Source organism: Vibrio mytili (genome assembly GCF_000830505.1).
GTDB classification, from domain to species: domain Bacteria; phylum Pseudomonadota; class Gammaproteobacteria; order Enterobacterales; family Vibrionaceae; genus Vibrio; species Vibrio mytili.
Genome location: NZ_JXOK01000065.1, coordinates 20,419 through 47,309, shown reverse-complemented (window position 1 = coordinate 47,309; position 26,891 = coordinate 20,419). Strand labels below are relative to the sequence as shown.

Sequence of the window (26,891 nt, the reverse complement as noted above, 5' to 3'; positions counted from 1 at the left end):
ATTCATGCCTTTCTCTCTCACTCTCAACCGCCGCTTTGATTGTGCGGAACCTGATTTAATGAGCCGATATACTTATTGGAAAGACCTTATCAAACATAGAACCCGGAGACAGGAGCGTCAACCGAAAGTGTGAACATTTTTTGAACGTTTTTTGAAGGCGAATAATTATCAGGCAGTTAGAAAAAAACCGGAGCATCAACGCTCCGGTTTTGGTTTAAACTATGATGAAAAAATCCAGTTAGTTAACCGTTGCAGGGCACCCTGTCACCGATTCACTGTTACTAAAGTAGCGAATATTGCCTAAGTTCTTTTCATAATTGGTCGCAGAAATTTGTGGATGATTGACGAAAAACTCACGCAGTACTGAAGCATCAGTCATTTGAGTAGACTCGACATTAATAACAGGGTAATCGTCACCGCCAGCCGCACTAAAGCTAATTACCGCGAAAGTGTAATTGGCATCTAAGTTGAACCCTTTGCCGTTAATATCAGTGATTGAGACAGATCTCGCATCACAATCGACGTCGAGGGTAATGTTGTCTAGTTGTGCATAGGCACCTGAACCTGCAGACTTAGTTGCCACAACATCGAGATAATCTTTGACCTCCTGACCTGTCATAGTTGCCTTGGTCACAAAGTTACCAAATGGTTGCACAACCAGTACATCACGATACGCAATGTCCCCCGCTTGAATGGAGTCACGTACACCCCCCGAGTTCATTACCCCAAAGTCGGCATTGACCAAGTTATACGTGCGGTATGCTTCACCAAGTAAATGACCTAGATTCGTTTGCTGAGAACGTACTAAATTACGGTCACCTTCAAGCTTGCCATCTGTATTTGAGATAATAATATCAAGCAGATCTTGTCCCTGTTCTTGATAAGTACGCAATGTTTCCTGTACTTCAGGATCTGGTTGGATATGCTCACCGATGACTTCATCGTTATCGTCGAGTAGGTTGACTGGAATCAGTGCATAATTTGCGAGGTGGAGTTTGCCATCGAAGTATTCGAAATCTGCCCGTCCAACATATTTCCCCCACTCATGAGCTTGCATGATGTAAGTGCCATTTTGCTGGTCCGGCGTACAGTCGTCACCAGGGGAGAAATCCGCATATTCGTTTGTGCCTGGCTCCATACATACTGGATTTTGCGAATGGCCGCCGATTATCGCATCGAGCTGACCTGCTTCAAGTGAACGTGCCAGCATGACATCCCCAGGGGCTTCACTGCCATAGTTGCCGTTATGATAGTGCCCCATATGCGTTGTCGCAAATACAAGGTCAACGTCTTCGTTTTCCTCAATTTCTTTCAATACCTTCTTAATCTCGACCTGAGGATCTTCAAAATAGATGTTTTCAACGTTGTCTGGGTTAACCAGTTTCGCGGTATCTTTTGTGGTGAGACCAACAACCGCGATATTGAGCCCGTTAATGTTGAAGACCTTGTACGGTGCGAAGTAGCGTTCATCCGTTACATTGCCATCCGAATCTTTCTTGTAGATGTTTGCAGCTAGCATAGGGAATTCAGCTAACTCTGCTTGCATGTCAAGAATATCTAAAGCGTTGTCGAATTCGTGATTGCCTACCGCCATCGCGTCATAGCCAATCATATTCATTCCTACAAAGTCTGGTACTGCATCTTGCATATCAGATTCTGGCACTCCGGTATTGATGTCACCGCCAGAGAGGAGAATAGATTGACCACCGTTGGCTTCAACCTCTGCGCGGATAGATTGGATTAAGGTATGACGGGCTGCCATACCGTATTCGCCATACTTGTTATGCCAGAATCGACCATGATTGTCATTGGTGTGAAGCACAGTGAATTTTGTGCATGAATCAGCAGTTTCACAAGTAACCGTTGTCGTGCTGTCTGCCCCGCATCCGGCCAATGCTGCACCAACGGAAAGTACCAGGAGAGATTTGTAAAACTTCATAGGAGGAGATCCTTATCGTTGTGTTTTTGTTATTGTTTCGGCGTGAAATATACGGAAATAATGTGAAGTTTTAGTGATCTGAGTCTGATTTAACTTGCTGATAAATGGGCGAATCGTTCAGGTTTTAGGGTGGGTCGACAAATAAACATGAAAGGTTTTTAGCGATGAGCGCCGTTTTGTTTTACTGCCTTTTTGTGACTAAGTTAATAGAATGGGTAAAGGTTGTATGAATTGCCTTACAAAAAGGTGTGATGCAGAATTGCTATGGTTGATTTGTGAACAAAATGGGTAATTGTACGTCAATCGCCCCTGTACTGGAGATAAGTGAGCAGTTAAGCCAATGGACTGTTGCTGATTGAGTATTTCTGGTGAGTTAGGTCTGATGAGGGATGGAAATGGGAGTAAAGGCTTAAAATAGTAAAACCCCGGAGGTGGTAAGTCTCCGGGGTTTTGAAATTTTTTAGATATTTCGGTTGGTAAATCCGATTATCTTATTATGCAAAAGGTTGGATTTAATCCGAGTAATTCCTTGGTAGGGAATTAGATACGGATGAAGTCCATGTGTTCAACTTTAGGCTTGAACGCGTGACGTTGAACGTCTTGTGGCTTAACTTTAACTTCTTTGCCATCGATTACTAGAACTAGACCTTCGTAAAACTCAGGCTTGTCCATTTGGTTGATGACGTCATCGTGGTTAAGAACGATTGCTACTGCTGCTTCTTCACCGCCGTATACAACTGCAGGGAATTTGCCAGCGTGACGTAGGCGGCGGCTCGCACCTTTACCTAGTTCAGTACGTACTACTGCTTCGAATTTCATAGTATTTACTCTCAATTTAGTAAAATCAAAATTTCACAAACAACAATGCGACCTTGTCGTTTGTTCTAAAGCCTGAAACAGGAACTGCTCAAGCGAGCGCGGATACTATCACCCTCTACTATTTTCAGCAATAAAAATTGCTCTCAAACTACCAAAAAATCTCGGTTTGTTCTTGGATTGCGTGAATATTCTCCATCTGCGGCCTACCACTTCTAAATTTCCTCAGAGTCGAGTGCTTTGTAATATCAGTGTGGCTTTTAGTCCACCCATGTTACTTGCTGCTAAAGTTAATTGACCTCGGTAACTGTGAGCCATTTCCCTCACAATGTTCAGACCAAGCCCCGACCCGGGCGTTGCCTCATCAAGTCGAAAACCACGCTGTACCACTTGGCTCAGTAGCTCTGGGGGGATACCTGGCCCGTCATCTTCAATAATAATCTGGGTATTATTTTTGTCTTGAACCGAATGAACACGAATCATGCTTCGTGCCCACTTATAGCCATTTTCAAGTAAGTTACCCACCATTTCGTCGAGGTCGGCTTTTTCTACCGCGACGTTCAGTTCGGAGTCGAGTTCATTAACTAAGGTAATATCTCGATGTGCGTATACTTTATCAAAAGCTAAAGCAATGGCATCGACACGTTCTGCTGGGTTGGCTTTTACCGAAAGAATATTCATCGAGCCAGCCATTCTCGCTCTACCAAGATGGTAATCGATTTGTGCTTGGATTTGATTCAATGGTTCATTAAAACGTGACTGAGTCTCAGGCTTCGATGCCTGAACTTCATTTTTGAGTACCGAGAGAGGCGTTTTTAATGCGTGGGACAAATTTCCCGCATGGTTACGTGCTCGTTCTAACAGTTCTTGGTAGTGAAAGAGCAATGCGTTGAGGTCGAATATCAGCGGGGAAATCTCTTTAGGGTAGGTTTCTTCGAGGTTCTTTTTCTTACCGGACTTCAATTCTGACAGTTCTTTTTGTAGTTTTGTCAGCGGGCTCAGCGACCAGGCGATTTGAAGTAAAATGACGGTTAGCAAGCCCGCAAAGAGTAACCCCAAAATTAACCAAAGTTGACCAATTAAGGGTTGCAAAGTACTTTTTATTGGTTCTTCATCGATACCAATAATAATGTGGATGGGACCATCGTAATCGGGCAGGTATAACGCTTTTTCAATGGTAATGAGTCGCTCATTACGTGCACCATAGGCATTTTTATCCAAGGGTTTATATTGGATCGTTTTGTCCCACAACGAACGAGAGCGTTCGAGGCTGGACTTGGTTGACGCACTCCAATACAAGCCACTGTAAGGGCGGTTAAAGCGTGGGTCGGATAGTTGAGATGTCAATGAAAGGTGACCTTGGTCATCGACCTCCAACTGAGCGGCAAACTCGTCCATGTAAATGCTCAACTGAGAACGGGTATCGTCCACCATGTAGTTATAGACCAGTGAAGGTATGGTGACCCCAGCGGCGAGGATCATTAGGCTTAACCAAACGACTGCAGCTAAAACCAGACGACTTCGAATACTCAGTTTTTTTAAAGCATGGATCGGAAATTTATGCTTAGTCGACATTCAGTTTATACCCTAAACCGCGAACCGTTTTGATGATTTTAGGCGCAATTTTTTTTCGAATGCGACCGATAAAGACTTCAATGGTATTCGAATCTCGATCAAAGTCCTGTTTGTAAATGTGCTCAACCAGCTCGGTTCGGGAGATAACCTTTTCAGAGTTATGCATAAAGTAAGCGACGACTTTGTATTCTAGTGCTGTCAAACTGATCTCGTTTTCCTGCCAAAATACTTTCGATGATCGAGTGTCTAAGCTTAGATCACCGATTTGCATCACAGGTGATGCGTTGCCAGAAGCTCTTCGGAGTTGAGCTCGAATACGCGCGATAAGTTCAAGCATCTCAAAGGGTTTCGTAAGATAATCATCCGCTCCGGCATTTAAACCTTCGACGCGTTCGCTAAGGGTGTCACGGGCACTGAGTATGACGACAGGTGTGTTAATGTTATTTTCCCGAATGCTGTTAAGGACGCTCAGTCCATCAAGCTTCGGTAGACCGAGGTCAAGCACAATCGCATCCCATTCTTCAGATGTTGCTCGATAAAGCGCATCTACGCCATCTTGTGACAGTTCTGGTACCCAACCGGTGCCTTCTAAGGTTTCTAAAATTTGTTCACCTAAAAGGGCGTCATCTTCAACAACGAGTATTTTCATATTATTCTGTCTTTAATTTAAAATTTGGTTGAACTTGTTGAAAGCGTTTCTGGACCGAGGTCGATAAAGACGACAGCAACGTATATCGACCTTAGTGGTGCTGTGGCTTTAAGGCTTTGTTGAAGTTGCGACCTTTGACTTGTAGCATTTCTAGTGTAGCCGCGTCATATTCGACTTTGAGGACGCTATTGTCGAACAAAATTTTCAATTCATAAACCCACTCGTTGTTATCCTCATCCAACTCTACTTTTATGATGCGTCCAAATAGGTCTTGTTCTACTCGAACATAAAGCTCAGAAAATGGGCGAATATGTCCTTGCTGTACCGCGCGATAGACGTCATCTTGGTCTTCGTCGAATTCGACTCGTGCTCCGGGCATGTCCATATCTTGCACAATAGCATGGCCATTTTGAGGCACATGGTTGCTTGTGCTTGTGACGTTTGTATTCGCTAGGCCTGGAGCCGTATGTAACAGTGGGACTAATCCGAGAACCAACATAAAGTTTCGGGAATGGTATGATTTATTCATCGTAAAACCTTTTTGGAAAACTTATCGCCAATATACTCATAAAGATATGAACAGAACGTGAACCTATTCGATGACCGATTAGGTAAGTTCATCTTCGAATATTTTGTCACGTAACTTCCAAAAGCGTCCAGATTTTCGGGCGATCACAAACTGAGGTAAACGGAAACGATGCTGATTGGCGACAACCCGCGTTGGAGAAGCTTCCTCAAAAGGTCGATGTTTATCCGCAAGGTGAGGGCGAACAAACTGATCTTTAAACACCTGTTTCTGTTTTTGAGTCGTCAGTGACCAGAACTCATGCACCAAAGCTTGACCTTCTCCTTGGTAGGACTGACCAGAATACGTGACTTTCAATTGAGACTTTCCGTTATCTGATTTAAATACGGTTAGGTCCATTTCTGTACATTCAAAGATCAATGCGTCTTTGAGGTTAAGTGCGTCTTTTAACTTTTTGTCCGGATCCACTAGGGTTGCATCGCATTCGTGACAAATGCGAGCCGCGATATCGTTGTCAGCTCCACATTCACCGCAATATTTGGCTCTAAAGCGATAACCACAATGCTCACGTTCCCCCGTCTCCTCATCTTCAAAGTAGCCTTGACAGCGACGCCCAAAATGCTCGACAAGAAAACCGTTGCTGTCTAGCTTGCCCCAAAAGTTATTATTAAACCCACAAGCCGGGCAAGGTATGGTGATGATCTCGCTATCTGAGTCCGGTTTTGGGTCACCAACTTCCGGTTGGTATAAGTCGTAGCTATTGCCAGCGTAGTCGAGTACCAAACACTCGGTTTTTCCCTCTGATAAACGCAATCCTCGTCCCACGATCTGTTGGTATAGGCTGACGGATTCTGTGGGGCGTAAAATAGCAATCAAATCAACATGAGGGGCATCAAAGCCGGTGGTTAACACTGACACATTGACGAGGTACTTGATGTCGCGATTTTTGAACGCTTGAATAATTGCATCACGCTCTGGGGTTGGTGTATCACCAATGACGATTTCGGTTTCGCCTACGGGCAACAGTCCGTGAATTTCTTGTGCGTGTCGAACCGTGGCTGCGAAAATCATTACGCCTTGACGATCTTTTGCGTATTGCAAAATTTGTTCAACAATTTGTGGGGTCGCTCTTTTGGCTTTGTCTATCACCATGTCCATCTCAGCTTCTTTGTATCGGCCTGTATTGGTAGGCTTCAACTGGGAGAAGTCGTAAGACAATACAGGTGCATCCATCATCCGAGCGGGAGTCAAAAAGTTTTCATCAAGCAAGTATCGAATTGGTAATTCAAATATACAGTCCCGGAAAAAGCGCGACTCTTCCGTTCTGACTTGACCTCTAGTGTGATATTGATAAATCCATCCCATACCTAATCGATAGGGCGTTGCTGTTAAACCAAGGACTTTGATGCCCGGGTTAAGCTCTGTTAAATGAGAGATGACTTTCTGGTAGCTGCTGTTTTTATCATCAGGTACACGGTGGCATTCATCGATAACTAACAGTGAAAATTGGTTCTTGAACGAGTCTAAATTTCGCACAACGGATTGAACCGAGGCGAACACCACTTGTTGGTCGGTTTCTTTTCGCCCTAGACCGGCAGAAAAAATTGAGCCTTTGAGATCATACCCTTCATATTTTGCGTGATTTTGCTCGACCAGTTCTTTGACATGCGCTAACACCAATACTCGCCCTTTGGCTAATCGAGCAAGCTCGGCAATCACGAGGCTTTTACCTGCACCAGTGGGTAGTACAATCACCGCGGGCGTTGAGTGTTTGCGAAAGTAATGGATGACAGCTTTAACTGAGTCTGCTTGATATGGACGAAGTGTATACATGAAAAAATGTGAAATTGCTCAACTATTCGATTTAGGATCGCTATAATACCTGACTTTTATACCCAAGTGACTTTTGACTTAAATAAACGGGTCTTGTTACCAGTTTATCTCAGCTCGTGAAGAGGTTGCTTAGGTATAATTCAATGAGGTATTCATGCGTTTAGATAAATACTTGTGCGATGCTCTGGGTGCGACTCGCAAGCAAGCAACAAAAATCATCAAAAGTGGCGAAATAACCGTAGACGGTGGCATGCAAAAGAGTGGCGCATTTAAGGTGCCTGAAGGTGCTGAAGTCATGTGGGAAGACCGTGTTGTTGGTGCGCCTGGTCCACGTTACATCATGTTGTATAAGCCTGCTGACTTCGTTTGTTCACATGAAGATAGTTATAATCAAACGGCGTTTGTATTGCTTGATGAACCAAAAATAGAAAATCTGCACTTTGCGGGTCGTTTGGATGTTGACACTACTGGTTTAGTGTTAATTACCGATGATGGTAAGTGGTCTCACCGTATTACGTCACCAAAACACAAATGTGAAAAAACCTATCGTGTTTGGTTGGCTGATGCCATTCAACCTGACTACGTAGAAAAGTTTGCACAAGGCATCATGCTACGTAATGAACAAGAAGCGACTTTACCCGCGCAGTTAGAAGTGGTTAATGAGGCTGAAAATGAAGTGTTGTTGACGATTGTTGAAGGCAAGTATCACCAAGTAAAACGTATGTTTGCTGCGTTGGGTAACAAAGTGGAATATTTACATCGAGAGCGCATTGGAAACATAGAGCTCGATGCAACATTAGAGCCGGGTGATTACCGTTATTTGACACAACAAGAAATTGATTCTGTTTCTTGTCCCTGAATTTTTTTCAGACTCAAAGCCATACAGGCAGATTGTCTTAAAAAGTGATTGGATGACATTCACTGCTCATCAAAAAGCAATTTGTTAACAGGCTCTGGTTTTTTTGTGAAAAATATCTCAAAATAACCATTCCTGCCAAAATATTTTAATGTCTGAATCATGTCGTATGCTGTTGCTGCATCAAACTAACTTGATTGGTTATGTTGTGGCAATGCCTGCGATCGCGAAAAACGTTCGTATGTCGTGATTAAAAATGGTGGAGTGCTCTCCATCATTTTAGTTTCGTGATAATCATTTTTAGTTGGCAATGTTTTGCTTTCCAATATCGAACTTGTCAGGCTGTCATGGTGTGCATTCGTCATTTATCACGCTTATACAAATGCAAATATACCAATGAAAAATGGCGATAGCACGACCACAATTAGAGGTAATAGAATGACAGAAAAAGCACAAAGTGCTCCGCAGTCTCAAATCGGTTTTTTATTATTCCTCGTCCTTGGGGCGATTGGAGCACTAACACCGCTTGCTATCGATATGTATTTACCTGCAATGCCAACGATCGCAAAAGATCTGGGGGTTTCTGCTGGTGCGGTACAAATCACGTTGACCGCTTACACCGCCGGCTTTGCTGTTGGTCAGCTCATTCATGGGCCACTCGCAGACAGTTTTGGCCGTCGACCAGTGCTTATATTAGGCGTGTTATTCTTTGGCTTAGCGGCTGTTGTTAGTGCGACGACAAACGGTATTGATGCGCTCACTATAGTACGTACAGCACAAGGCTTCGCTGGTGCGGCGGCAGCCGTGATTATTCAAGCGGTTGTGCGCGATATGTTCGACCGAGAAGATTTTGCGCGTGCAATGTCGTTTGTTACGTTGGTCATCACAATGGCGCCTCTCGTTGCGCCAATGATTGGTGGTCACCTGGCGATTTGGTTTGGTTGGCGTTCAATCTTTTGGGTATTGGCGATTTTTGCAACCATCGTTATTTTGTTGGTGCTTTGGAAAATTCCAGAAACCCTCAAACCTGAAAACCGCCAACCTCTGCATTTTCGCACCACGATAAGAAACTATGCTCGTCTATGTTCAAGTCCGGAAGCATTAGGACTTATGCTTTCAGCAGCGTTTTCCTTCTCGGGAATGTTTGCTTTCCTCACCGCGGGTTCGTTTGTTTATATTGACTTATACGGTGTTCGACCAGATTACTTTGGTTACTTGTTTGGTTTGAATATCGTTGCGATGATCATCATGACCAGTCTTAATGGTCGATTAGTGAAAAAAGTGGGTTCTCACGCCATGCTTCGGTTTGGCTTGTTTATCCAGTTAGCGGCAGGTATTGGTTTATTTGTTTGTTGGCTAATAGGGCTAGGTTTGTGGGGGACGGTACCTTTTGTTGTCCTGTTTATCGGTACCTTGTCAACGATTGGTAGTAACGCAATGGCATTGCTACTGAGTGGTTACCCGTTAATGGCAGGAACCGCCTCTTCGTTAGCGGGTACGTTAAGATTCGGTATGGGCTCATTGGTTGGCATGTTGGTCGCTGCACTCCCAGGCGGGGTTGCATGGCCAATGATAATCGTTATGTTTGCCTGCTCTGTACTGTCAGCACTGTTTTATTGGACTTTAGGACGAAAGGCATAATGTCTAACTACACCAAAGAAATTAAACACTTAGTCAACACGGCTCTGGAAGAAATCGATCAGGAACACCGTAGTGGCAAATTGGCGAACGCCCCAGTGGCGAACAATCATTACTTGGTACGCTGGGTGACGAAAGCACTCAAATCTCAGCGTTTTGGATCAACAGTTGCTAATGATCTGACGCGCTGGCAGAAAGCGGGTCGCTCTAAGGGTAATGATGCGGGGCTGTTGTTTATTTTTAAGCGAATCTCGGCCTATTACGAGCAGTTTTTCCCTAACGGGGAAGAATCGAAAGTGATTAAAGATTCTGATATTGAAGCATTCTTAGATGCAATGGAACAAGCAGGCTGGGAAGTCTCGACATCTGAACAATTGGTTGGGTGTGGGAAAGTACAAATCTTTACTGAAGGTAAAAACTCATTGGCTTTGTGTGCAGATCAATGCGACAGCTGCTTTGATGGCGATATGCTCGTTAAACCCATGAGTTGGTTTGTGCGCGGAAACCATGCGGAGTTTGTAGAAAAAGCGTCTCAAGCGGGCTTTATGGTGCATAAGGTCACGGACTACAAGTCGATGGTGAAATACCACGGCGAGTATCTGATTTTTCCTGCAAACGAAGGTAACCAGCTGGCAGAGATACCGCTTAACTTTGATGCGTAATCTCTTCGCTAAGTGACCACAATAATGAGATTGTGACCAAAGATCGACAGACAAAAAGCATCATTGTACGCGGTACTTTCGGTGCTTTTTTTATTTCATTCGAATCTCTCATTGTGCTTTGAACTACCTAAGCTCTTTGAACTCTCTGGGTTGTTTGAGCTACCAGGTTCATTTCATACTCTTCTCTTTACGTTCGAAATCTTCTGCTTCTTTGGCCATTGTTCTTACCATACCTTTAAATATGAACAAGTGGGCTGGCATCATCGCAAACCAATAAAGAAGACCTAAAAACCCTTGTGGATGCCACCATGCGGTAATGTCGAGTTCTCTTTCATCTCCGTGGTCTTTGATGGTTATTTCTAAACGCCCAAGCCCGGGACCTTTCATTCCAAAAAAAAGCGATAAAAACTGGTTTTCTTCACATCGAATCACTTTCCAAGAATCAATAAAATCACCGACTTTTAATCCTGGACCAGGAGGGGATACTCGGATTGGCTTGCCGCCACCAAAAAAAATATCCAACCACTCGCGGGTTCGCCATAAAATATTGGCAAAATAGTAGCCTTTTTCTTGGCTACCAATTTTTTGTGCGACTGCCCATAGCGCTTCGACTGAAGCTTTGGTTTTGATACTCGCTCCCGCTTGTTTGGGATAGTAACCGTAGCCTGGTTGCCAACGTTGTAAAGCGGCAGGTTCAAATCCCCAAACATTGCTGCGTACAAAAACGCCTTCTGCTTGAATAGCATCCTTAACGGATTGTTCATAACTGATCAGCGTTTGCGGAAAGCGTTTCTCGATCTCTGACGCGTCGGCAATGTAATCGTGCTCTAAACCTGCGAGTAAGGCTTTACCAATGTTAGCCGGTACAGATGTCACAAGCCCAAGCCAATAAGACGCCATTTTAGGAGTCAGAAGTGGGGTTGACCATAGCCGATAGCGTTTATTGGTTGCGTGACAAATAACTTGGAATTGTTCACGGTAACTTAATGTATCCGGGCCTCCGACTTCATACGTCTGGTGCTCTTTTGGCGGTGGAGCAGAGGCCAGCGAGAGCAAGTAGTGGTTTAAGTTAGGAAGAGCAATAGGGTTCGCTTTAGAATCCACCACTTCGGGGCGATTAATAATGGTAAATTGTAGACAAAGTCGCGCATTATCTCGAACGCAGCTGAACCCGGGCCGATAATGACGCCGGCTCTTAGCTCGGTGACCGGCACACCAGACTGACGAATGATTTTTCCGGTGGCTTTGCGTGCATCTAAGTGGCGAGAATTGCCGGTTTGTGGCTGAATTGCACTCAGATAAATAACATGCTGAATACGGCTGTTTTCCAAGGCGGCTTTAAAGTTCTCTGCTAACTGCAATTCGTATTCAACAAAGTCATGACCTTGCGCCATTCCGTGAACAAGAAAAAACACCAAATCAAAGTCATTGACCACTGAGAGAGTGGCTTCTGCGTCCGCTAAATCCAAATAGGCAAGAGTTAAGTTGGGATGCGGTCGTGTTCTGGACTTCAGGTAGTCAACATGTCGAGCAGCTGCAGTGACAGCGTAACCTTTGTCGAGTAGTAATGGGATTAACTGTGAACCAATATATCCAGACGCTCCAAGTACCAACACCTTTTTCATTCTTTGCCCTTTTTATTGTTGGTGGAATATTCACCGATAGGTATAATCATGAAACACTTTTCCCAATCTATCAATAAGTTGTCGCCGGAGCTCATGTGACCTTTTTTTCTCAACTAACGATTCACGCAGACAAAGCCTTTTTGCGCCGTTTATTTGCTATTGCGCTTCCCATAACCTTGCAAAGTATTATGTTTTCGAGTCGCAGTTTGGTGGACGTTCTGATGCTGGGGCAACTTGGAGAAGCGGAGATCGCTGCTGTTGGTGTCGCCGCACGAGCAACTTTTGTCACCACGATCATGCTGGTGGGCGTGACCACTGGGGGCGCTTTGTTGACGGCTCAGTATTGGGGAGCAGGGGATAAAGTCGGCGTCAGGCAGAGTACGTCACTAACCTGGATGATCGCTATGGTATTTGCCGGGCTGGCCGTTGTACTGTTTGTCTTGTTTCCTGAACCGGTGATGAGTTTAACCACTGACTCTCAAGAAGTGATCGAATTGGGGGCGAGTTATCTGGTGATTTCTTCCGCCAGTATGTTTGCTGTTGCTTGTGTGGCTAGTATGGCTGTTGGTTTACGAGCGATGCACCAACCTGGCCTGAGCACCTTCTTTAGCGGCATAGGCATTGTTTCTAACGTTTTTTTAAACTGGGTGCTGATTTTTGGGCACTTTGGGTTTCCTGCTCTTGGTATTGTCGGTGCGGCGTTAGCAACGGTAATCAGTGGCGCGATTGAAGTGGGCTGCTTGTTTGGTTATTTATGGTGTAAGAAACACATCATTGCGTTTGGTTGGCAAGATATTAAAGCTAGCTTGGTATTGGATAAAGTCACTCGATTTTTAAGTCTTTCTCTGCCAACAACATTTAACTTCTTGGCATGGGCTGGCGGACTCTTTGTGTACCACGCGATAATGGGGCAAGCAGGTGTACAAGGTTTGGCCGCACTATCAGTCATGACGCCAGTGGAATCGGTAGCACTTGCAATGATGATAGGGCTATCTAACGCGGCTGCGGTTTTGGTTGGTAATCAGTTGGGGGCAAAAAACTTTGACTCTGTTTACTACCAAGCGTGGGCTACGGTGATTTTGAATGTGATTATTGCCCTCTTGGTTGCCGTTGCACTGCTCATATCACATCAATGGATACTGAATGCGTTTAGCGCATTGACCACGGAAACTCGGCATCTGGCTGAGCAGTTTATGTGGATTCTGGCGCTTGGTGTTGTACTTCGTTCTGTTCCTATGATGGTGATTGTTGGTGTTTTGAGGGCTGGTGGTGACGTTAAGTTTTGCTTATATCAGGATATTCTCGCGCAATGGGTGATTGGCATTCCTTTGGCGGCTTTTGCCTCCATTTATTTGGGGTGGGAGCCGCAATGGATTTATTTACTTTTTTTAACCGAAGAAGTGGTGAAATGGGTCATTTCGTTACCACGTGTTGCCAGTAGAAAATGGATGAACAACTTGATTGGATGATGAATTACGTTGTCGCAGATTGCATTTTTTGTTGGTGAATCGATCTGAAATTGACTTAATTTTCAACACAATTTATTCGATATATTGAATTGAGTTACATTTGGAGAGCAGTAATGTGACCGGTAGTCCAAATTACTTTCTACAAACAGGATTTTAGTGTAGATTCGGAACCCAATTTTAATATCTTCTGAGCGATGCAATTCATGTTAAGACTGTCAGACCTATGCAAAGGCTATTTAGATGGGGAAGAGTTTCACCCTGTATTGCAAGGGGCAGAGTTAACATTGCAGCGGGGCGATCAAGTGGCGCTGATGGGTGAGAGTGGCTCTGGCAAAAGTACGCTGCTTAATTTGATTGCGGGCCTCGATACAGCAGATTCTGGAGAGATCCAGTACCCTGACTTTCTCATGCATGATGCTCCCGAGTATTTAAGAACTCGTTATCGTCGCAACAATATCGGCAATATTTTTCAACAGTTTAATCTGCTGCCTACCTTGAATGTTGCTGATAACATCCGTTTTTGCCGCCAACTCAAAGGGTTACCAGAAGATAAAGGCTTGTGGCGACAAATTCTCTCTGCGCTTGATCTAATGCCGTTGCTTGGGCGCTATCCTGAAGAAGTCTCTGGTGGTCAACAGCAACGAGCGGCGATTGCACGCGCGCTCTACATGGAACCGAAGATACTTCTTGCTGATGAACCGACTGGCAGCCTAGATGAACGAAACGCAGAAGCAGTGATGCGTTTGCTTACCACGCTTTCCCGACAACTCAATTGTACTTTATTGCTAGTGACACACAGTGAAAAAGTGGCCGCTCATATGGAAGGGAAAATTCGGCTCCAAGGAGGACAGTTGCATGTTATGGCCCGTAGTTAAGGCACTACTTGGTCATTACCGTCGATACCCACTACAGATTATTCTGGTTTGGTTGGGTCTAACGCTTGGCGTGTCGCTACTTGTTGGCGTTACGTCCATTAACCAGCATGCAAAAGAAAGCTACGCGACCGGCGAAAAGCTATTTTCCAACCCGTTACCGTATCAAATTCGAACTAAGCACTCTGCCAATAAGATCCCTCAAGGTTTTTATATCCAATTACGCCGCTCTGGTTTCGAACAGTGTGCGCCTTTTGACGTCCTGCATTTGGATGCCAATACCGATATAAACCTTATGCTAATTGGCATTGACCCAGTCACCATGATTGCTTTGGATGAAGGCAAAACATTGAATGAAATGCCTATCTTGTCCTTGATAAAACCGCCGTATCCGATTTTAGTCAGTGATAACTTAGCTTCGTACATGAATTGGCATGACGGTGATTTCATTGCAATGAATGATGGCAGCCATTTAGGTCCAATTCAGGTAGATACTCACGAACTCCTTTCTGGTACGAGGTTGGTGGCTGATATTTCTTTGTTGCGCATGCTGCAAAGGAGTTCGGGATTAAGTGCGATTTCTTGTGGTGAAATGTCCGATGAAAAATTAACCGCACTTAAAAATATGCTACCAAGCGGAATGACGTTAGTTCATAACACTCGCACGGAACTCGAGTCTATTACCAAAGCATTTCATATGAACCTGACCGCAATGGGAATGTTGTCGTTTTTGGTTGGGCTATTTATTTTCTACCAAGCAATGTCTTTGTCGCTGATACAGCGTCAGCGCCTCGTTGGCATATTGCGTCAAACTGGGGTAAGCGGTGCGCAACTTGCTCAAGCATTGCTACTTGAGTTGTCTCTGTTAATCTTGTTCGCATGGGCATGCGGTAACTTTTTTGGCTTGATGCTCGCCAATCAACTAATTCCAACGGTTTCCACCAGCTTGGGCGATCTTTACGATGCGAATGTAAGCCTAGAGATCGGTTGGTCATGGCATGCCAGTCTGTATAGTTTGCTTCTCTCGGCGATGGGGGCTCTGATCTCTTGTATTTGGCCGTTAGTGCGACTTCTTAAATCACAGCCGATCCGACTTTCGTCTCGTCTTTCCTTAATGCGTTTTACTGGACGTGAGTTTACATGGCAGGCGATAGCTGCTTGTGCATTTTGTGTTGCTGCTGTGGGTATTTATCAAGCGCCTAAAACACAAGAAACAGGCTTTCTTATCATTGCATTAATGATGATCAGTGTTGCGCTGTTTATGCCATTTATCATATGGCATGTCTTTCAAAGTTTTTCTTATACCATGCGCTGGGTACGGGTACGATGGTTCTTTGCTGACGCCGCGGCCAGTATGAGCTATCGCGGTGTGGCGACCATGGCATTTATGCTTGCGCTTGCGGCTAACATCGGTGTGGAAACCATGGTGGGTAGCTTTAGGGTCACGACCGATAAGTGGCTTAGCCAACGTCTTGCTGCCGACATTTATATCTTTCCGAATAATAACTCAGCGGGTCGTATTAGTGGCTGGTTGGTTGAACAGCCAGAAGTTGAATCGGTATGGTGGCGTTGGGAAAAAGAAATTCCGACCACTCATGGTACGCTTCAGGTTGTTAGCACTGGCATGTCAGAAGGTGAACTCGACTCGTTGACTGTTAAGCTTGGTGTTCCAAACTATTGGTACGCTTTGCATCAAACGAAAAGTATCATGGTCAGTGAGTCAATGGCATTGAAGCTTGATATTCGTCCGGGCGACTACATTGATTTAGAAGGCGAGCTGGGCGGTGGTTGGCGTGTTGTTGGTGTGTATTACGATTATGGCAACCCCTACAGTCAGGTGATGATGTCCCACCGGAATTGGTTACTCGCATTTGCCGAAACAGGAAATGTAGGGCTTGGTGTCAAACTACAAGAAAACATCAACGGGCAAGGTCTTAAGAGTCGTTTGGAAAAGGTGTTCCGTTTGCCACAAGATAGAGTCTTTGATAACAGCAGCATCTACAAACAAGCCATGCGGGTATTTGACCATACTTTTGCTATTGCGGGGACCTTAGGTAACATCACGTTGATTATCTCTGTGTTTGGTCTATTTTTTGCCACGCTGGCGGGGGAGTTTTCGCGACAACGCCATTTCGCATTGCTTCGTTGTATGGGGGTCTCCGTCAAAGAATTGGTTGCGCTTGGAGGACTTCAGTTGTTTGCCTTTGGCGCTCTATCCGCCATAATTGCGGTTCCACTAGGCTTAGCACTTGCGCATTTGATTGTTGATATTATTATTCGACAATCGTTCGGTTGGACATTGCAACTGCAAACCATTCCTTGGCTGTATGCTAAGACGATCGCTTGGGCGATGTTCGCGATAATGATTGCAGGGGCGTTGCCTGTGATTCGAATGATTAAACGTACACCGATGAAGTCATTGAGGGATGCGTTGTAATGATGAAAATAAACGCTAAAGTTCGCCGTTTCGCTTTGCTGCTTTTTCTTACCTTATTGCTTAGTTTTGCGGGTGTTGCGGCGTATTCATTGCTTGATCAAACAGACGAAGTCCATCAAAAGGAGCATTTACCCTCCATTCTCACTACAGAAAGTAATACGGTCTTTGAACCGGTTTTACCTGACCAACATGTCTCCTTACCTTCTGATTTTCGCTTCCATCCTAATTATCAGCACGAGTGGTGGAATTACTTTGCGCATTTAAAAGATGAAAGTGGCGTGGCGTATGACGTTCAATGGAGTTTTTTTCGAGTCGCGACGGATGAACGTGAAACTAGCGGTTGGCAAAATCCTCAATTATATATGTCGCACATTGTTATCAGCCAAGGTGACCATGTCTGGAAGAAGCAGAAAATCGCGCGAGGTGGTATCGGTCAAGCTGGGGTCAATAATCGACCATTTCGTATGTGGATCGACAGTTGGAATTGGCGCTCGTTAGGGAAAACACCTTTCCCCGGCAATATGAAAGTACAGACTGAAACGTTTGGTGTTGACCTGAACACAACATCAAATGGACCATTTGTTGTCAACGGGGATAAAGGGTTCCAAGTTAAACATGCCTTACAGTCGGTAGCATCGTTCAGTTTTAGTGTGCCTTTTTTGAGCGTCAATGGGGCATTAAACTTAGACGGTAAGCGCATTCCCGTTAAGGGTTCGGCATGGGTACAAAAAGAGTGGGGAAGTGGGCTTGTTGGCGAGGGACAAAAAGGATGGGATTGGTTGATCTTCAATCTCGATGATGGACGGGCATTAACAGTGAGCCGTTATCGTCATGCTGGCCAGTTGCCTCACATTTTTGGCACTTTATCTACTCGCTCAGGTCAGGTATTTAACCTGACAGAGAATGATATCAACATCACACAATTGCAAAAGACGAAAGTGTCTCAGGGAAAACGGTTACCACTGACGTGGATAGTCGATATCCCTAAGTATGGAATTCGACTAAAAACTCAGGCTGTTAACTCTGAAATGTGGTTACCTTTTGCCATCCCTTTTTGGGAGGGGCCTGCTACAGCGTCAGGTACACATAATGCGTGGGGCTTTATGCAATTTATTGGTTATTAATTGAATGTAACCTATTGATAAGAATAACTTATATAAGTTTGTCTATGTGTCGTTTTTGTATATAAAATCGTCATATTTGCGTTATCATAAGGGCGTTCAAGCTGCTATGCTCACTATTGTTAACTATAAGAAAAACATGGTTCGTTGGAATTAATCTCATGATTTAAACAGGGTTAATTTGTTGGTAAATACGATGTATAGTGAAGTTATTATCGGAAAAAGCGAAGTTATTACTCTGAACAAGCGATTATACCTAATCCATTGTGAGCTATAGACTCGTTCCATTCTTTGTTATTCGTTGATTTAAGATAATAAGTAAAAGGACCAAATCATGAACGATGTCATTCGTGACTTTTTCAAAATGGAATCTGCAGGTGGTATTATCCTCGTGATTGCTGCCGTAATTGCGATGACCATTGCTAATACACCTCTGGGTGAAGTCTATCAGTCTGTTTTACACACCTACGTATTTGGTATGTCGGTATCACACTGGATCAATGATGGTCTGATGGCTGTATTTTTCCTGTTAATAGGTTTAGAAGTAAAACGTGAACTACTGGACGGCGCGTTAAAATCGAAAGAAACAGCCATATTTCCAGCGATTGCAGCAGTAGGTGGTATGTTGGCTCCTGCATTAGTGTACGTCGCGTTTAACGCTGGTGATGCGCAAGCGATTTCTGGTTGGGCGATTCCTGCCGCGACAGATATTGCCTTCGCGCTTGGTATCATGGCTCTACTGGGTAACCGTGTTCCAGTCAGTTTGAAAGTGTTTTTGCTTGCTCTAGCGATCATCGATGACTTAGGTGTTGTTGTTATTATCGCTCTTTTCTACACCGGTGATCTGTCCTCGATGGCGCTGCTAGTTGGTTTCGCTATGACTGGCCTGTTGTTTGTGCTAAACGCGAAAAAGGTCACTAAGTTGACGCCATACATGATTGTCGGCGCGATTCTTTGGTTTGCAGTGCTTAAATCTGGTGTCCATGCAACGCTTGCTGGTGTGGTTATTGGCTTCGCTATTCCTCTTAAAGGCAAGAAAGGTGAACATTCACCACTTCAACATATGGAGCATGCTCTTCACCCGTACGTAGCGTTTGGTATTCTGCCTCTGTTTGCGTTCGCTAACGCCGGTATTTCTCTAGAAGGTGTGTCAATGTCTAGTTTGACATCAATGCTGCCGCTTGGTGTTGCTCTTGGATTGTTGGTTGGTAAGCCGCTAGGTATTTTCAGTTTCAGCTGGGCAGCTGTGAAATTAGGTATCGCTAAGTTGCCAGAAGGCATTAACTTTAAGCATATCTTTGCGGTATCTGTTTTGTGTGGTATCGGTTTTACCATGTCGATCTTTATCTCTTCCTTGGCGTTTGGCGAAGCAAATGCACAGTTTGATACTTTCGCGAGGTTGGGTATTTTGATGGGCTCGACCACTGCCGCTATTCTTGGTTATGTCCTGTTGAGTTTATCTCTGCCTAAGGCTACTCAAGCGAAAGATAAAGCGCGCGCATAAATATAAACATACGCTATTGGCCAGTTCAAAAAACTGGCCAATTCAAAAAACCTCCACTCGGGAGGTTTTTTATATCTATTGACTCGTTATCTCTATCAACGTTGAGCAGTAAGTAAATGGGGTAAGTGATTGCCACATAGGTAAGCATAAGGCGAAAAAAAGCCCAGTCGAATTGTTGACTGGGCGGATACAAACATAGGAGTTATGAAGAAAAAAGCAGCAACGTAACAATAAGATGGGAAACAAGTCTGACGGCCTACAAAACTTAAAATGTTCTCGTTGTTACAGTAATTCAGACCGGGCTAATTCCAAACAGTTCCATTTTTTTTCAATTATTTTTCTTTTTTCGTCGTGATTTGTTTCTCATGGGAGATGCTTGACATTTTGACAGGATGCTTAAAAAGTTAAAATGTGATGTTAATCATTTGTTAATCTAAGGTTTCGGGGTATATTTCAAACAAGTGTTTAATACGAGTGATTGTAATGGCCCCAAGAACGACAACAAAAGAAAAAATACTCGATGTGGCAGAAGGATTGTTTGCAGAACACGGGTTCAATGACACATCACTGAGAACGATAACGAGTAAGGCAAATGTGAATCTCGCTTCGGTAAACTATCATTTTGGTGATAAGAAGACGCTGGTGCGCGCGGTACTGGACCGATACCTAGAAGCATTAATGCCCAGTATCAAAACGGCGCTTGTCGAGCTAAATACCCGAGATGATTACAGTATGGAAGAAGTGTTTGAATCGCTACGCTTACCATTGCGGACGTTAAACGATGTGCGTCCCAATGGTACTGCGCTGTTTATGCTTCTTATTGGAAGAGGGTACACCGATGTGCAAGGTCATTTGCGTTGGTTCATCACCACCCGATATGAAGAAGTATTGAAACTGTTTACCTTCTCAATCATGAAAGCAAACCCAGAGCTAACAGAAGAAAAACTATTTTGGCGTCTGCATTTTACTCTCGGAACTTGTGTATTCACGATGCGTCCAGCCAAGCGTTGTCTGAGTTAGCCGAAAGTAAGTTTGAAAAACAAGTCGATATTAAGTCTGTTGTTGATTTAATTATCCCTTACTTATCTGCAGGGATGTCTGCGAAGTAGGGCCCTCAACAACGAAAGTTATAACTAAAATAATAATGACAACGCATTCGCTAATGGAGTAAGTCGCTAGCGAGTGAAATAACAAAGTACGCCGAAAAGGTGACGTGAACAAAAGGATCTGAACAATGAGCTCTCTACGAAGAAAATGGATTAGTGACCCCGCGTTTGAAATGTTTAAAAAAGTACTGCCCCCGTTGTCCAGCACAGAAAAAGAAGCGATGGAAGCAGGGAGTGTATGGTGGGATGCAGAGCTGTTTTCCGGTAAGCCAAACTTCCAAACATTACACCACTACCCAGCGCCAACATTAACTGCAGAAGAGCAGGCGTTTATGGACAATGAGCTGGAAACGCTACTTGAGATGCTGAATGATCAAAAGATCGTCAAAGAAGATCGAGATTTACCTCCCGAGGTATGGGAATTTTTACGTAAAGAGCGTTTTTTCTCACTGATTATTTCTAAATCGTATGGCGGTCGTGAGTTCTCTTCTTTAGCGAATTCCACTATCGTATCGCGTATCGCAACACGCAGTATCAGTGCAGCCGTGTCAGTGATGGTTCCTAACTCACTTGGTCCAGGTGAGTTACTTTCTCACTATGGTACCCAAGAGCAAAAAGATTACTGGTTACCACGCCTAGCGGATGGTACGGATATTCCTTGTTTCGCATTAACGGGCCCTGAAGCTGGCTCAGATGCTGGTGGTATTCCTGACCAAGGGGTGGTTTGCCGTGGTATGCATGAAGGCAAGGAAGTGCTGGGTGTACGAGTGAGTTGGAACAAACGCTACATCACGTTAGCACCAGTTGCAACGGTACTCGGCTTGGCGTTTAAACTCCAAGATCCCGATGGACTACTTGGTGATAAAAAAGAAGTGGGTATCACTTGTGCGTTGATTCCTGCCGACCATGATGGTGTTGAGATTGGTGAACGTCATGACCCGTTGGGCTCCGCGTTTATGAATGGACCAACACGCGGTGAAGATGTCTTTATTCCGATGGATTGGCTGATCGGTGGGGCAGACTATGCGGGTAAAGGATGGCGTATGCTGGTCGAGTGTCTCTCTGCTGGTCGAGGAATATCCCTTCCTGCTCTGGGGACTGCTATTGGTCACTTAACGACTCGTACGACAGGTGCCTATGCCTATGTGCGTAAACAGTTCGGTATGTCGATTGGTAAGTTCGAAGGTGTGGCCGAAGCAATGGGCCGTATTGGTGGATTAACGTATCTACTGGAAGCGACACGTACTCTGACGACTACGTCATTGGATATGAAAGAAAAGCCGGGAATTGTTACTGCTATTGCCAAGTACCACATGACAGAAATGGCGCGTACCTTGCTCAATGACTCATTTGATATTCACGCAGGTAGAGCCATTCAAGACGGTCCAATGAACTACCTTGCCAAACACTACCTCGGTATTCCTGTTGCGATTACAGTGGAAGGGGCGAATATTCTGACTCGCAACCTTATGATCTTTGGACAAGGTGCGACTCGTTGTCACCCTTATGTACTGAAAGAAATGGAAGCCGCTGCAAATCCCGATTCAGAACAAGGTGCGAAAGAGTTTGATGACTTACTGTTCAAGCACATTAAACACGCTACCGGAAACACATTTGGTGCGTTCGGTGCTGCTTTGACAGGTTCACGATTTATTAAGGCGCATATGAGCGGGCCGACCAAGAAATACTATAAAGACATCACGCGTCTAAGTAGGGCGTTAGCAGTGAGCGCTGATTTCGCGATGTTGACTCTTGGTGGCGATCTCAAGCGTAAAGAGATGATTTCCGCGCGTCTCGGTGATGGTTTGAGCTTCTTATATATGGCTTCGGCAGTATTGAAAAAATACGAAGATGAAGGGCGCCAGCAAGGTGATTTGAACTTTGTCCATTATGCCGTTCAGTACTGTTTGTACAATGCCGCTAAATCCTTAAATGAAGCTTATGCGAACTACCCGATTAAATACGTGGGTGGTGTGCTGAAAGGTCTATTATTCCCGTTAGAACCACTTTAAAAAGCCAAGTGATGAGTTAAGTGTCAGTATCGCAGAAGCAATGATGACACCTGGAGTTCAACGTGATCGTTTAACGCACTTGTGTTACATCGGCAAAGAAGACGATGATTGCGTTGGTATTATGGAGAATGCGTTCTTAGCGATGTATGACATAAAGCCTCTGGAGCGCAAGCTTATCAAAGGTGTCAAAGATGGTAAGGTGGCTCGCAAAGGCCTATTACATGACCGCTTACAGCAGGCGCTGACTGCAGGTGTCTTAACTGAGCAAGAAATCGATAAAATTCTCGCGGCTGATAAACTACGTTACCAAGCGATTCAAGTCGATCACTTCAGTCATGACTTTAAAGAGGTGAGAACAAATAGCTCAAAAAAGTCACAGCTTGATTCTGCTGCGTAACCGAATAATTGCGCCACTAGCTAGACCGTTTACTAACTCAAAGCCAAAAAAATAGCCCCGTTCTGTTACGGGGCTATTTCCTTTAATATTTTAGCTTTAAAAGGCCAGTTAAAGTACTGCGGCAATGCCTTTACATAGCGGTGCCATGTTTGACTTCGTCATACCTGCAACACTGATGCGGCCAGAGCCAACAATGTAAATACCGAACTCGTCTTTCAAGCGTGTTACTTGCTCTTTAGTTAATCCAGAGAAAGAGAACATACCGTTTTGACGCTCAATAAAGCTGAAGTCTGCGTCAACACCTTCCGCTTTTAGCGTTGCGACAAACAACTCACGCATCTCTTGAATGCGATCACGCATTTCCGCGACTTCCGCTTCCCACTCCGCACGCAGAGCAGCATCGTTAAGGATGTGAGTCACAACTGCACTACCATGTGCAGGAGGGTTAGAGTAGATTGAGCGAATGATGGCTTTCACTTGAGAAAACACAGTTGTCGCGACTTCTTCTGATTCAGCAACAAGAGTGAATGCACCTACACGCTCATTGTAAAGACCGAAGTTTTTCGAGAAAGAGCTCGCTACAAGGATCTCTTTGTTGTACTTAGCAAAAGTACGTAGACCAGCAGCATCGTCCTCAACGCCTTTCGCAAAGCCTTGGTAAGCGAAGTCAAACAGTGGTAGAAGCTTCTTCTCTGCTACTAACTTCGCGAGTGCTTCCCACTCTTCCGCCGTTGGGTCAATACCGGTTGGGTTGTGACAACAGCCGTGTAGCAGAACGATGTCACCTTCTGACGCTGATTGCAGATCGCTGACCATTGCGTCAAAGTCTTTGTCTTTTGTTTCAGCGTTGTAGTAGCTGTATTGGGCTGTTTCAATACCCGCAGCAGTAAATACACCGTTGTGGTTTGCCCACGTAGGGTTACTGATCCAGATCTTCACATCACCTAGCTGACGCTTGATGAATTCGCCTGCCACACGCAGAGCACCAGTACCACCAGGCGCTTGTGCTGTTTTCGCACGTTTGCTTGAAACAATCTCAGCATCGTCACCAAAAAGCAGTTTTTGAACTGCTAAACCGTATTCGGCTGTCCCTTCAATCGTTAGGTAAGATTTGGTTTTTTCCGTTTCAACCAGCGCAGCTTCGGCTTTTTTAACAGTAGCAAGAACAGGGGTTTCACCTTGTTCATTTTTGTAGATACCAACGCCAAGGTTGATTTTTTCAGAGCGAGTATCTTTTTTAAATTCTTCAGTAAGGCCAAGAATAGGATCGGCCGGAGCGGCAACTACTTTTTCAAACATAATCTTCATCCATGTTAATCGAAGGGTGTGTTGGTATTTATACCTGTCAGCAATATTGGTTACAACACCTACTTAGAAGAAAACTTAAAAAAGGTTCGATTTGGCGTGAATTTAGAATGTAAACAAGACTTTTGATATGTAAACCTTGTTGAGAATAGGGTATCCGCAGGCGCTTTATAGAAAATTGGCTTTATTTTACTCAGCGCGTCGGATTTTAATTTGAAGAGAAAGGTATCTGCGATAAGCGGTGATAACCTATTGTTCATATTGAAGTTTATCACCGCTTTCGCTTGGTTGTATTTAACGCGCTGTGTGCGCTCCTTCGTCGTTTAAGTTAACGCGAGTGCTTTACAAACGCCAAACGTTCTCAATCAAACGTTGCTACTGTTCTTTTTTATCTTTATTTTCTTCATTTAAGTGCTTAACAATCGCGGCCTTTGCGTGCTCCTCAGTTGCACTTTCGCCTGGCGGTACTTCGAGATCAGCGGTTCTACGGCTGCCTAATGCGTCTTCTGCGATATGCAGCCAGTCAGGGTGCCAATAGTAAGGATTCGTTGAGCCTGGATGGTTCCAACTGTGAACCCCTTTGTGTGCACCTCGGTATGAGAGGTCATCCATTGTAAATAGTTTCATCATTTCCTCCGTTATAAACGTCATTCCATTAAAAGTATGGAACATAACTCTCGACTTAGGAACGAGAACTCTTATTGTTAATTTTGAATTGTTACTTTGCAAGAGCGCGACTCGTACTATCAGAATATCGGCACGAACTGTGCTAAGGTGCGCTCGATGTTAGAGTGAGGGACCGATGAATAGATATCGTCAATTAGCTGAGTCGTTTAAGAATCAGATCGAGCAGAATACGTGGAGAGCAGGTGAGAAATTGCCATCAGTGCGTGTGATGAGCCGTAATCATTCCGTCAGCGCTGGTACGGTGTTACAAGCATATCAGTTGTTGGAAGCGCAAGGCTGGGTAAAAGCGAAGCCCCAATCTGGTTATTATGTCTGTGTTGAATCAGAACGTTTTGAGGCGCGCGGTACTTCAGGAAATGTCTATCGAACCAGCATCAATGATGAATTGTATGATTATCTTAAACAGCAGGTTTTGCCCAATGCGGTTCGCCTGGGTTCTGCATTCCCGGATCCGACGCTGTTTCCTATAGAAGCGCTTAACCGCAACCTAGCCAGCTCTGGGCGTAAAATGGGCCCAGATAACTTACTTGATAACTTACCCCCAGGCAGCGACTCGTTACGTCGATTAATCGCTCAGCGTTACATTCAGCAGGGAGTTTCTACAACGCACGAGGACGTGGTAATTACGACCGGAGCGCTTGAGGCATTGAATCTGAGTCTACAAGCCGTCACTAAACCTGGAGACACGGTTGTGGTTGAGTCGCCGACTTTTTATGGTGCTTTACAAGCTATTGAGCGCCTTGGACTTAAGGTGATTGAGGTTAGTGTTGACCCCGTAAAAGGACATGACCTCGCGCAACTTGAAGCGGCATTTACGCAACATGATGTGCGTGCTTGCTGGCTAATGGTCAATTTTCAAAATCCCACCGGGCTATCTCTTTCTGATGAGCAAAAACATCAAATCGTTAGGTTGGCCGATCAATACGATGTCTTCTTAATTGAAGATGATGTTTACGCCGAGCTGTATTTCTCGGCTAGTAAACCGACGTGTCTCAAAACCTTCGATACGCAAGATCGGGTCCTTCACTGTGCGTCGTTCTCAAAAAACCTCTGTCCTGGATATCGATTGGGATGGGTGTTAAACAAACGGTTTAATGAAACGATTCAAAAGCTTCAACTCACCTCTACATTGTCCGGAAGTGCGCCAATACAACATGGCATTGCTCATTACCTGCAAAATGATAGCTATGATAATCACCTGAGAAAACTACGAAAAACCATGCAACAGCGCCAACGTTTGTTCATTGAACTCATTCAGGATTACTTCCCTAAAAACGTCACGTATACGATACCCGAAGGCGGCTACTTTTTATGGCTGAGGCTACCCAAAGGAATGAATAGTAAGACGACTTATCAGCTCCTGTTACAACAACAGATTACTGTGGCATATGGAAAACTGTTTTCAAGGGGAGATAAACATGACAATTACTTGAGGCTCAATACCTCTATGCCTGTCGATATTCAGTTAAAGGCTGCGATTAAGAAGATTGGCGACTTGCTTAAGACTGTTTAGCTAATTTTTGTTGAAACTGTATCAGTACACCTTGTCTAGATTGTGGTTCAATCGTTGCAGTAACCGTCTCTTAGCAAGGAGTAGTGATGAAAAAACAGTCAGAAAAACATGAAGTAAATCTGATCGTTGTGGCTATATTCAGTGCATTTTTACTCGTGTTTGCGCATCTTATTTTGGCGAAATCATTTTCTCATTATGTATGGGTAGAATACACCGCGGCGGTGATTCCGTTCGTTATATTTGGCTTGTGTTTTGTTGGTATAAGGTATGCTGTAAAAGCGGATCAAGAAGAAAGTAAGACTGACTCAAAAGTCTGATTGGCTTACAAAATAAAAGACCTCCACTTGGG

At 44.4% G+C, this 26,891-nt stretch carries 18 protein-coding genes and 3 pseudogenes; 12 read left to right on the top strand and 9 right to left on the bottom strand.

Annotation, left to right across the window (positions count from 1 at the left end):
* Window positions 1–238: 238 nt before the first annotated feature.
* The 6 genes from ushA to radD form a co-directional block, all read right to left on the bottom strand.
* Window positions 239–1,939 carry a bifunctional UDP-sugar hydrolase/5'-nucleotidase UshA gene (gene ushA, locus SU60_RS16875; RefSeq protein ID WP_041156552.1) on the bottom strand — a complete coding sequence of 567 codons (1,701 nt, stop codon included), beginning with the start codon at window positions 1,937–1,939 and terminating at the stop codon, window positions 239–241.
* Between the two features lie 540 nt (window positions 1,940–2,479).
* The gene (gene rplY, locus SU60_RS16870) at window positions 2,480–2,758 is read right to left on the bottom strand and encodes a 50S ribosomal protein L25 (protein ID WP_041156551.1); all 279 of its coding nucleotides are present in this window, start codon (window positions 2,756–2,758) and stop codon (window positions 2,480–2,482) included.
* A 222-nt stretch (window positions 2,759–2,980) separates the two neighbouring features.
* A complete protein-coding gene (locus SU60_RS16865; RefSeq protein WP_041156550.1) occupies window positions 2,981–4,330 on the bottom strand; it encodes an ATP-binding protein in 1,350 nt (449 codons plus the stop codon).
* A complete protein-coding gene (locus tag SU60_RS16860; protein WP_041156549.1) occupies window positions 4,320–4,979 on the bottom strand; it encodes a response regulator transcription factor in 660 nt (219 codons plus the stop codon). The genes SU60_RS16865 and SU60_RS16860 overlap by 11 nt, the downstream gene beginning before the upstream one ends.
* A 91-nt stretch (window positions 4,980–5,070) precedes the next feature.
* The gene (locus SU60_RS16855) at window positions 5,071–5,508 is read right to left on the bottom strand and encodes a PepSY domain-containing protein (RefSeq protein ID WP_041156548.1); all 438 of its coding nucleotides are present in this window, start codon (window positions 5,506–5,508) and stop codon (window positions 5,071–5,073) included.
* Window positions 5,509–5,586: 78 nt separating this feature from the next.
* Window positions 5,587–7,338 carry a DNA repair helicase RadD gene (radD, locus tag SU60_RS16850; RefSeq protein WP_041156547.1) on the bottom strand — a complete coding sequence of 584 codons (1,752 nt, stop codon included), beginning with the start codon at window positions 7,336–7,338 and terminating at the stop codon, window positions 5,587–5,589.
* Window positions 7,339–7,492: 154 nt separating this feature from the next.
* Between radD and rsuA the strand changes: the two genes are divergently transcribed.
* From rsuA to SU60_RS16835, 3 genes are all read left to right on the top strand, one after another.
* Window positions 7,493–8,197: a 16S rRNA pseudouridine(516) synthase RsuA gene (gene rsuA, locus SU60_RS16845; RefSeq protein ID WP_041156546.1), complete on the top strand. Its 705-nt coding sequence runs from the start codon at window positions 7,493–7,495 to the stop codon at window positions 8,195–8,197.
* Window positions 8,198–8,632: 435 nt separating this feature from the next.
* Entirely contained in the window at window positions 8,633–9,835 is a 1,203-nt protein-coding gene (locus SU60_RS16840; protein WP_041156545.1) for a Bcr/CflA family multidrug efflux MFS transporter, read from the top strand.
* Window positions 9,835–10,494 carry a DUF2913 family protein gene (locus tag SU60_RS16835; RefSeq protein WP_041156544.1) on the top strand — a complete coding sequence of 220 codons (660 nt, stop codon included), beginning with the start codon at window positions 9,835–9,837 and terminating at the stop codon, window positions 10,492–10,494. The genes SU60_RS16840 and SU60_RS16835 overlap by 1 nt, the downstream gene beginning before the upstream one ends.
* A 168-nt stretch (window positions 10,495–10,662) precedes the next feature.
* Here SU60_RS16835 and SU60_RS16830 read toward each other — a convergent pair.
* Window positions 10,663–12,119: pseudogene (locus SU60_RS16830) on the bottom strand (DUF2867 domain-containing protein).
* A gap of 95 nt (window positions 12,120–12,214) precedes the next feature.
* On the opposite strand from SU60_RS16830, the gene SU60_RS16825 reads away from it, so the two are divergent.
* The 7 genes and pseudogenes from SU60_RS16825 to SU60_RS16795 all read left to right on the top strand — a co-directional run bounded on the left by SU60_RS16825 (window position 12,215) and on the right by SU60_RS16795 (window position 23,037).
* Window positions 12,215–13,588 carry an MATE family efflux transporter gene (locus SU60_RS16825; protein WP_041156543.1) on the top strand — a complete coding sequence of 458 codons (1,374 nt, stop codon included), beginning with the start codon at window positions 12,215–12,217 and terminating at the stop codon, window positions 13,586–13,588.
* Window positions 13,589–13,791: 203 nt separating this feature from the next.
* Entirely contained in the window at window positions 13,792–14,463 is a 672-nt protein-coding gene (locus SU60_RS16820; protein ID WP_041156625.1) for an ABC transporter ATP-binding protein, read from the top strand.
* Window positions 14,444–16,897: an ABC transporter permease gene (locus tag SU60_RS16815; RefSeq protein ID WP_041156542.1), complete on the top strand. Its 2,454-nt coding sequence runs from the start codon at window positions 14,444–14,446 to the stop codon at window positions 16,895–16,897. Before SU60_RS16820 ends, SU60_RS16815 begins: the two co-directional genes overlap by 20 nt.
* On the top strand, window positions 16,897–18,021 hold the full coding sequence (locus SU60_RS16810; protein ID WP_128814708.1) for a lipocalin-like domain-containing protein: 1,125 nt from the start codon (window positions 16,897–16,899) through the stop codon (window positions 18,019–18,021). The genes SU60_RS16815 and SU60_RS16810 overlap by 1 nt, the downstream gene beginning before the upstream one ends.
* A gap of 331 nt (window positions 18,022–18,352) precedes the next feature.
* Entirely contained in the window at window positions 18,353–19,522 is a 1,170-nt protein-coding gene (gene nhaA, locus SU60_RS16805; RefSeq protein WP_041156541.1) for a Na+/H+ antiporter NhaA, read from the top strand.
* A gap of 483 nt (window positions 19,523–20,005) precedes the next feature.
* Window positions 20,006–20,631, top strand: a pseudogene (gene psrA / locus SU60_RS16800) (TetR family transcriptional repressor PsrA).
* 125 nt (window positions 20,632–20,756) lie between these two features.
* Window positions 20,757–23,037, top strand: a pseudogene (locus SU60_RS16795) (acyl-CoA dehydrogenase).
* Window positions 23,038–23,145: 108 nt separating this feature from the next.
* Here the strand turns inward: SU60_RS16795 and SU60_RS16790 are convergent.
* Both SU60_RS16790 and SU60_RS16785 read right to left on the bottom strand, forming a co-directional pair.
* Window positions 23,146–24,336 carry an amino acid aminotransferase gene (locus SU60_RS16790; protein ID WP_041156540.1) on the bottom strand — a complete coding sequence of 397 codons (1,191 nt, stop codon included), beginning with the start codon at window positions 24,334–24,336 and terminating at the stop codon, window positions 23,146–23,148.
* A gap of 381 nt (window positions 24,337–24,717) precedes the next feature.
* Window positions 24,718–24,969 (bottom strand): hypothetical protein, encoded by a 252-nt coding sequence (locus SU60_RS16785; RefSeq protein ID WP_041156539.1) that lies wholly within the window; start codon window positions 24,967–24,969, stop codon window positions 24,718–24,720.
* A 175-nt stretch (window positions 24,970–25,144) separates the two neighbouring features.
* Between SU60_RS16785 and SU60_RS16780 the strand changes: the two genes are divergently transcribed.
* Entirely contained in the window at window positions 25,145–26,542 is a 1,398-nt protein-coding gene (locus tag SU60_RS16780; protein WP_041156538.1) for an aminotransferase-like domain-containing protein, read from the top strand.
* An 86-nt stretch (window positions 26,543–26,628) separates the two neighbouring features.
* On the top strand, window positions 26,629–26,859 hold the full coding sequence (locus tag SU60_RS16775) for a hypothetical protein (RefSeq protein ID WP_041156537.1): 231 nt from the start codon (window positions 26,629–26,631) through the stop codon (window positions 26,857–26,859).
* Window positions 26,860–26,891 lie beyond the last annotated feature (32 nt).

What these genes read in the sequence shown, in the direction of transcription:
- SU60_RS16855 (WP_041156548.1), bottom strand. Translation starts at nt 5,508, where the DNA reads ATGAATAAATCATACCATTCCCGAAACTTTATGTTGGTTCTCGGATTA.
- SU60_RS16790 (WP_041156540.1), bottom strand. Translation starts at nt 24,336, where the DNA reads ATGTTTGAAAAAGTAGTTGCCGCTCCGGCCGATCCTATTCTTGGCCTT.
- SU60_RS16835 (WP_041156544.1), top strand. Translation starts at nt 9,835, where the DNA reads ATGTCTAACTACACCAAAGAAATTAAACACTTAGTCAACACGGCTCTG.
- nhaA (WP_041156541.1), top strand. Translation starts at nt 18,353, where the DNA reads ATGAACGATGTCATTCGTGACTTTTTCAAAATGGAATCTGCAGGTGGT.
- rplY (WP_041156551.1), bottom strand. Translation starts at nt 2,758, where the DNA reads ATGAAATTCGAAGCAGTAGTACGTACTGAACTAGGTAAAGGTGCGAGC.
- SU60_RS16865 (WP_041156550.1), bottom strand. Translation starts at nt 4,330, where the DNA reads ATGTCGACTAAGCATAAATTTCCGATCCATGCTTTAAAAAAACTGAGT.
- SU60_RS16820 (WP_041156625.1), top strand. Translation starts at nt 13,792, where the DNA reads ATGTTAAGACTGTCAGACCTATGCAAAGGCTATTTAGATGGGGAAGAG.
- SU60_RS16860 (WP_041156549.1), bottom strand. Translation starts at nt 4,979, where the DNA reads ATGAAAATACTCGTTGTTGAAGATGACGCCCTTTTAGGTGAACAAATT.
- SU60_RS16810 (WP_128814708.1), top strand. Translation starts at nt 16,897, where the DNA reads ATGATGAAAATAAACGCTAAAGTTCGCCGTTTCGCTTTGCTGCTTTTT.
- SU60_RS16780 (WP_041156538.1), top strand. Translation starts at nt 25,145, where the DNA reads ATGAATAGATATCGTCAATTAGCTGAGTCGTTTAAGAATCAGATCGAG.
- SU60_RS16775 (WP_041156537.1), top strand. Translation starts at nt 26,629, where the DNA reads ATGAAAAAACAGTCAGAAAAACATGAAGTAAATCTGATCGTTGTGGCT.
- rsuA (WP_041156546.1), top strand. Translation starts at nt 7,493, where the DNA reads ATGCGTTTAGATAAATACTTGTGCGATGCTCTGGGTGCGACTCGCAAG.
- SU60_RS16815 (WP_041156542.1), top strand. Translation starts at nt 14,444, where the DNA reads ATGTTATGGCCCGTAGTTAAGGCACTACTTGGTCATTACCGTCGATAC.
- ushA (WP_041156552.1), bottom strand. Translation starts at nt 1,939, where the DNA reads ATGAAGTTTTACAAATCTCTCCTGGTACTTTCCGTTGGTGCAGCATTG.
- SU60_RS16785 (WP_041156539.1), bottom strand. Translation starts at nt 24,969, where the DNA reads ATGAAACTATTTACAATGGATGACCTCTCATACCGAGGTGCACACAAA.
- radD (WP_041156547.1), bottom strand. Translation starts at nt 7,338, where the DNA reads ATGTATACACTTCGTCCATATCAAGCAGACTCAGTTAAAGCTGTCATC.
- SU60_RS16840 (WP_041156545.1), top strand. Translation starts at nt 8,633, where the DNA reads ATGACAGAAAAAGCACAAAGTGCTCCGCAGTCTCAAATCGGTTTTTTA.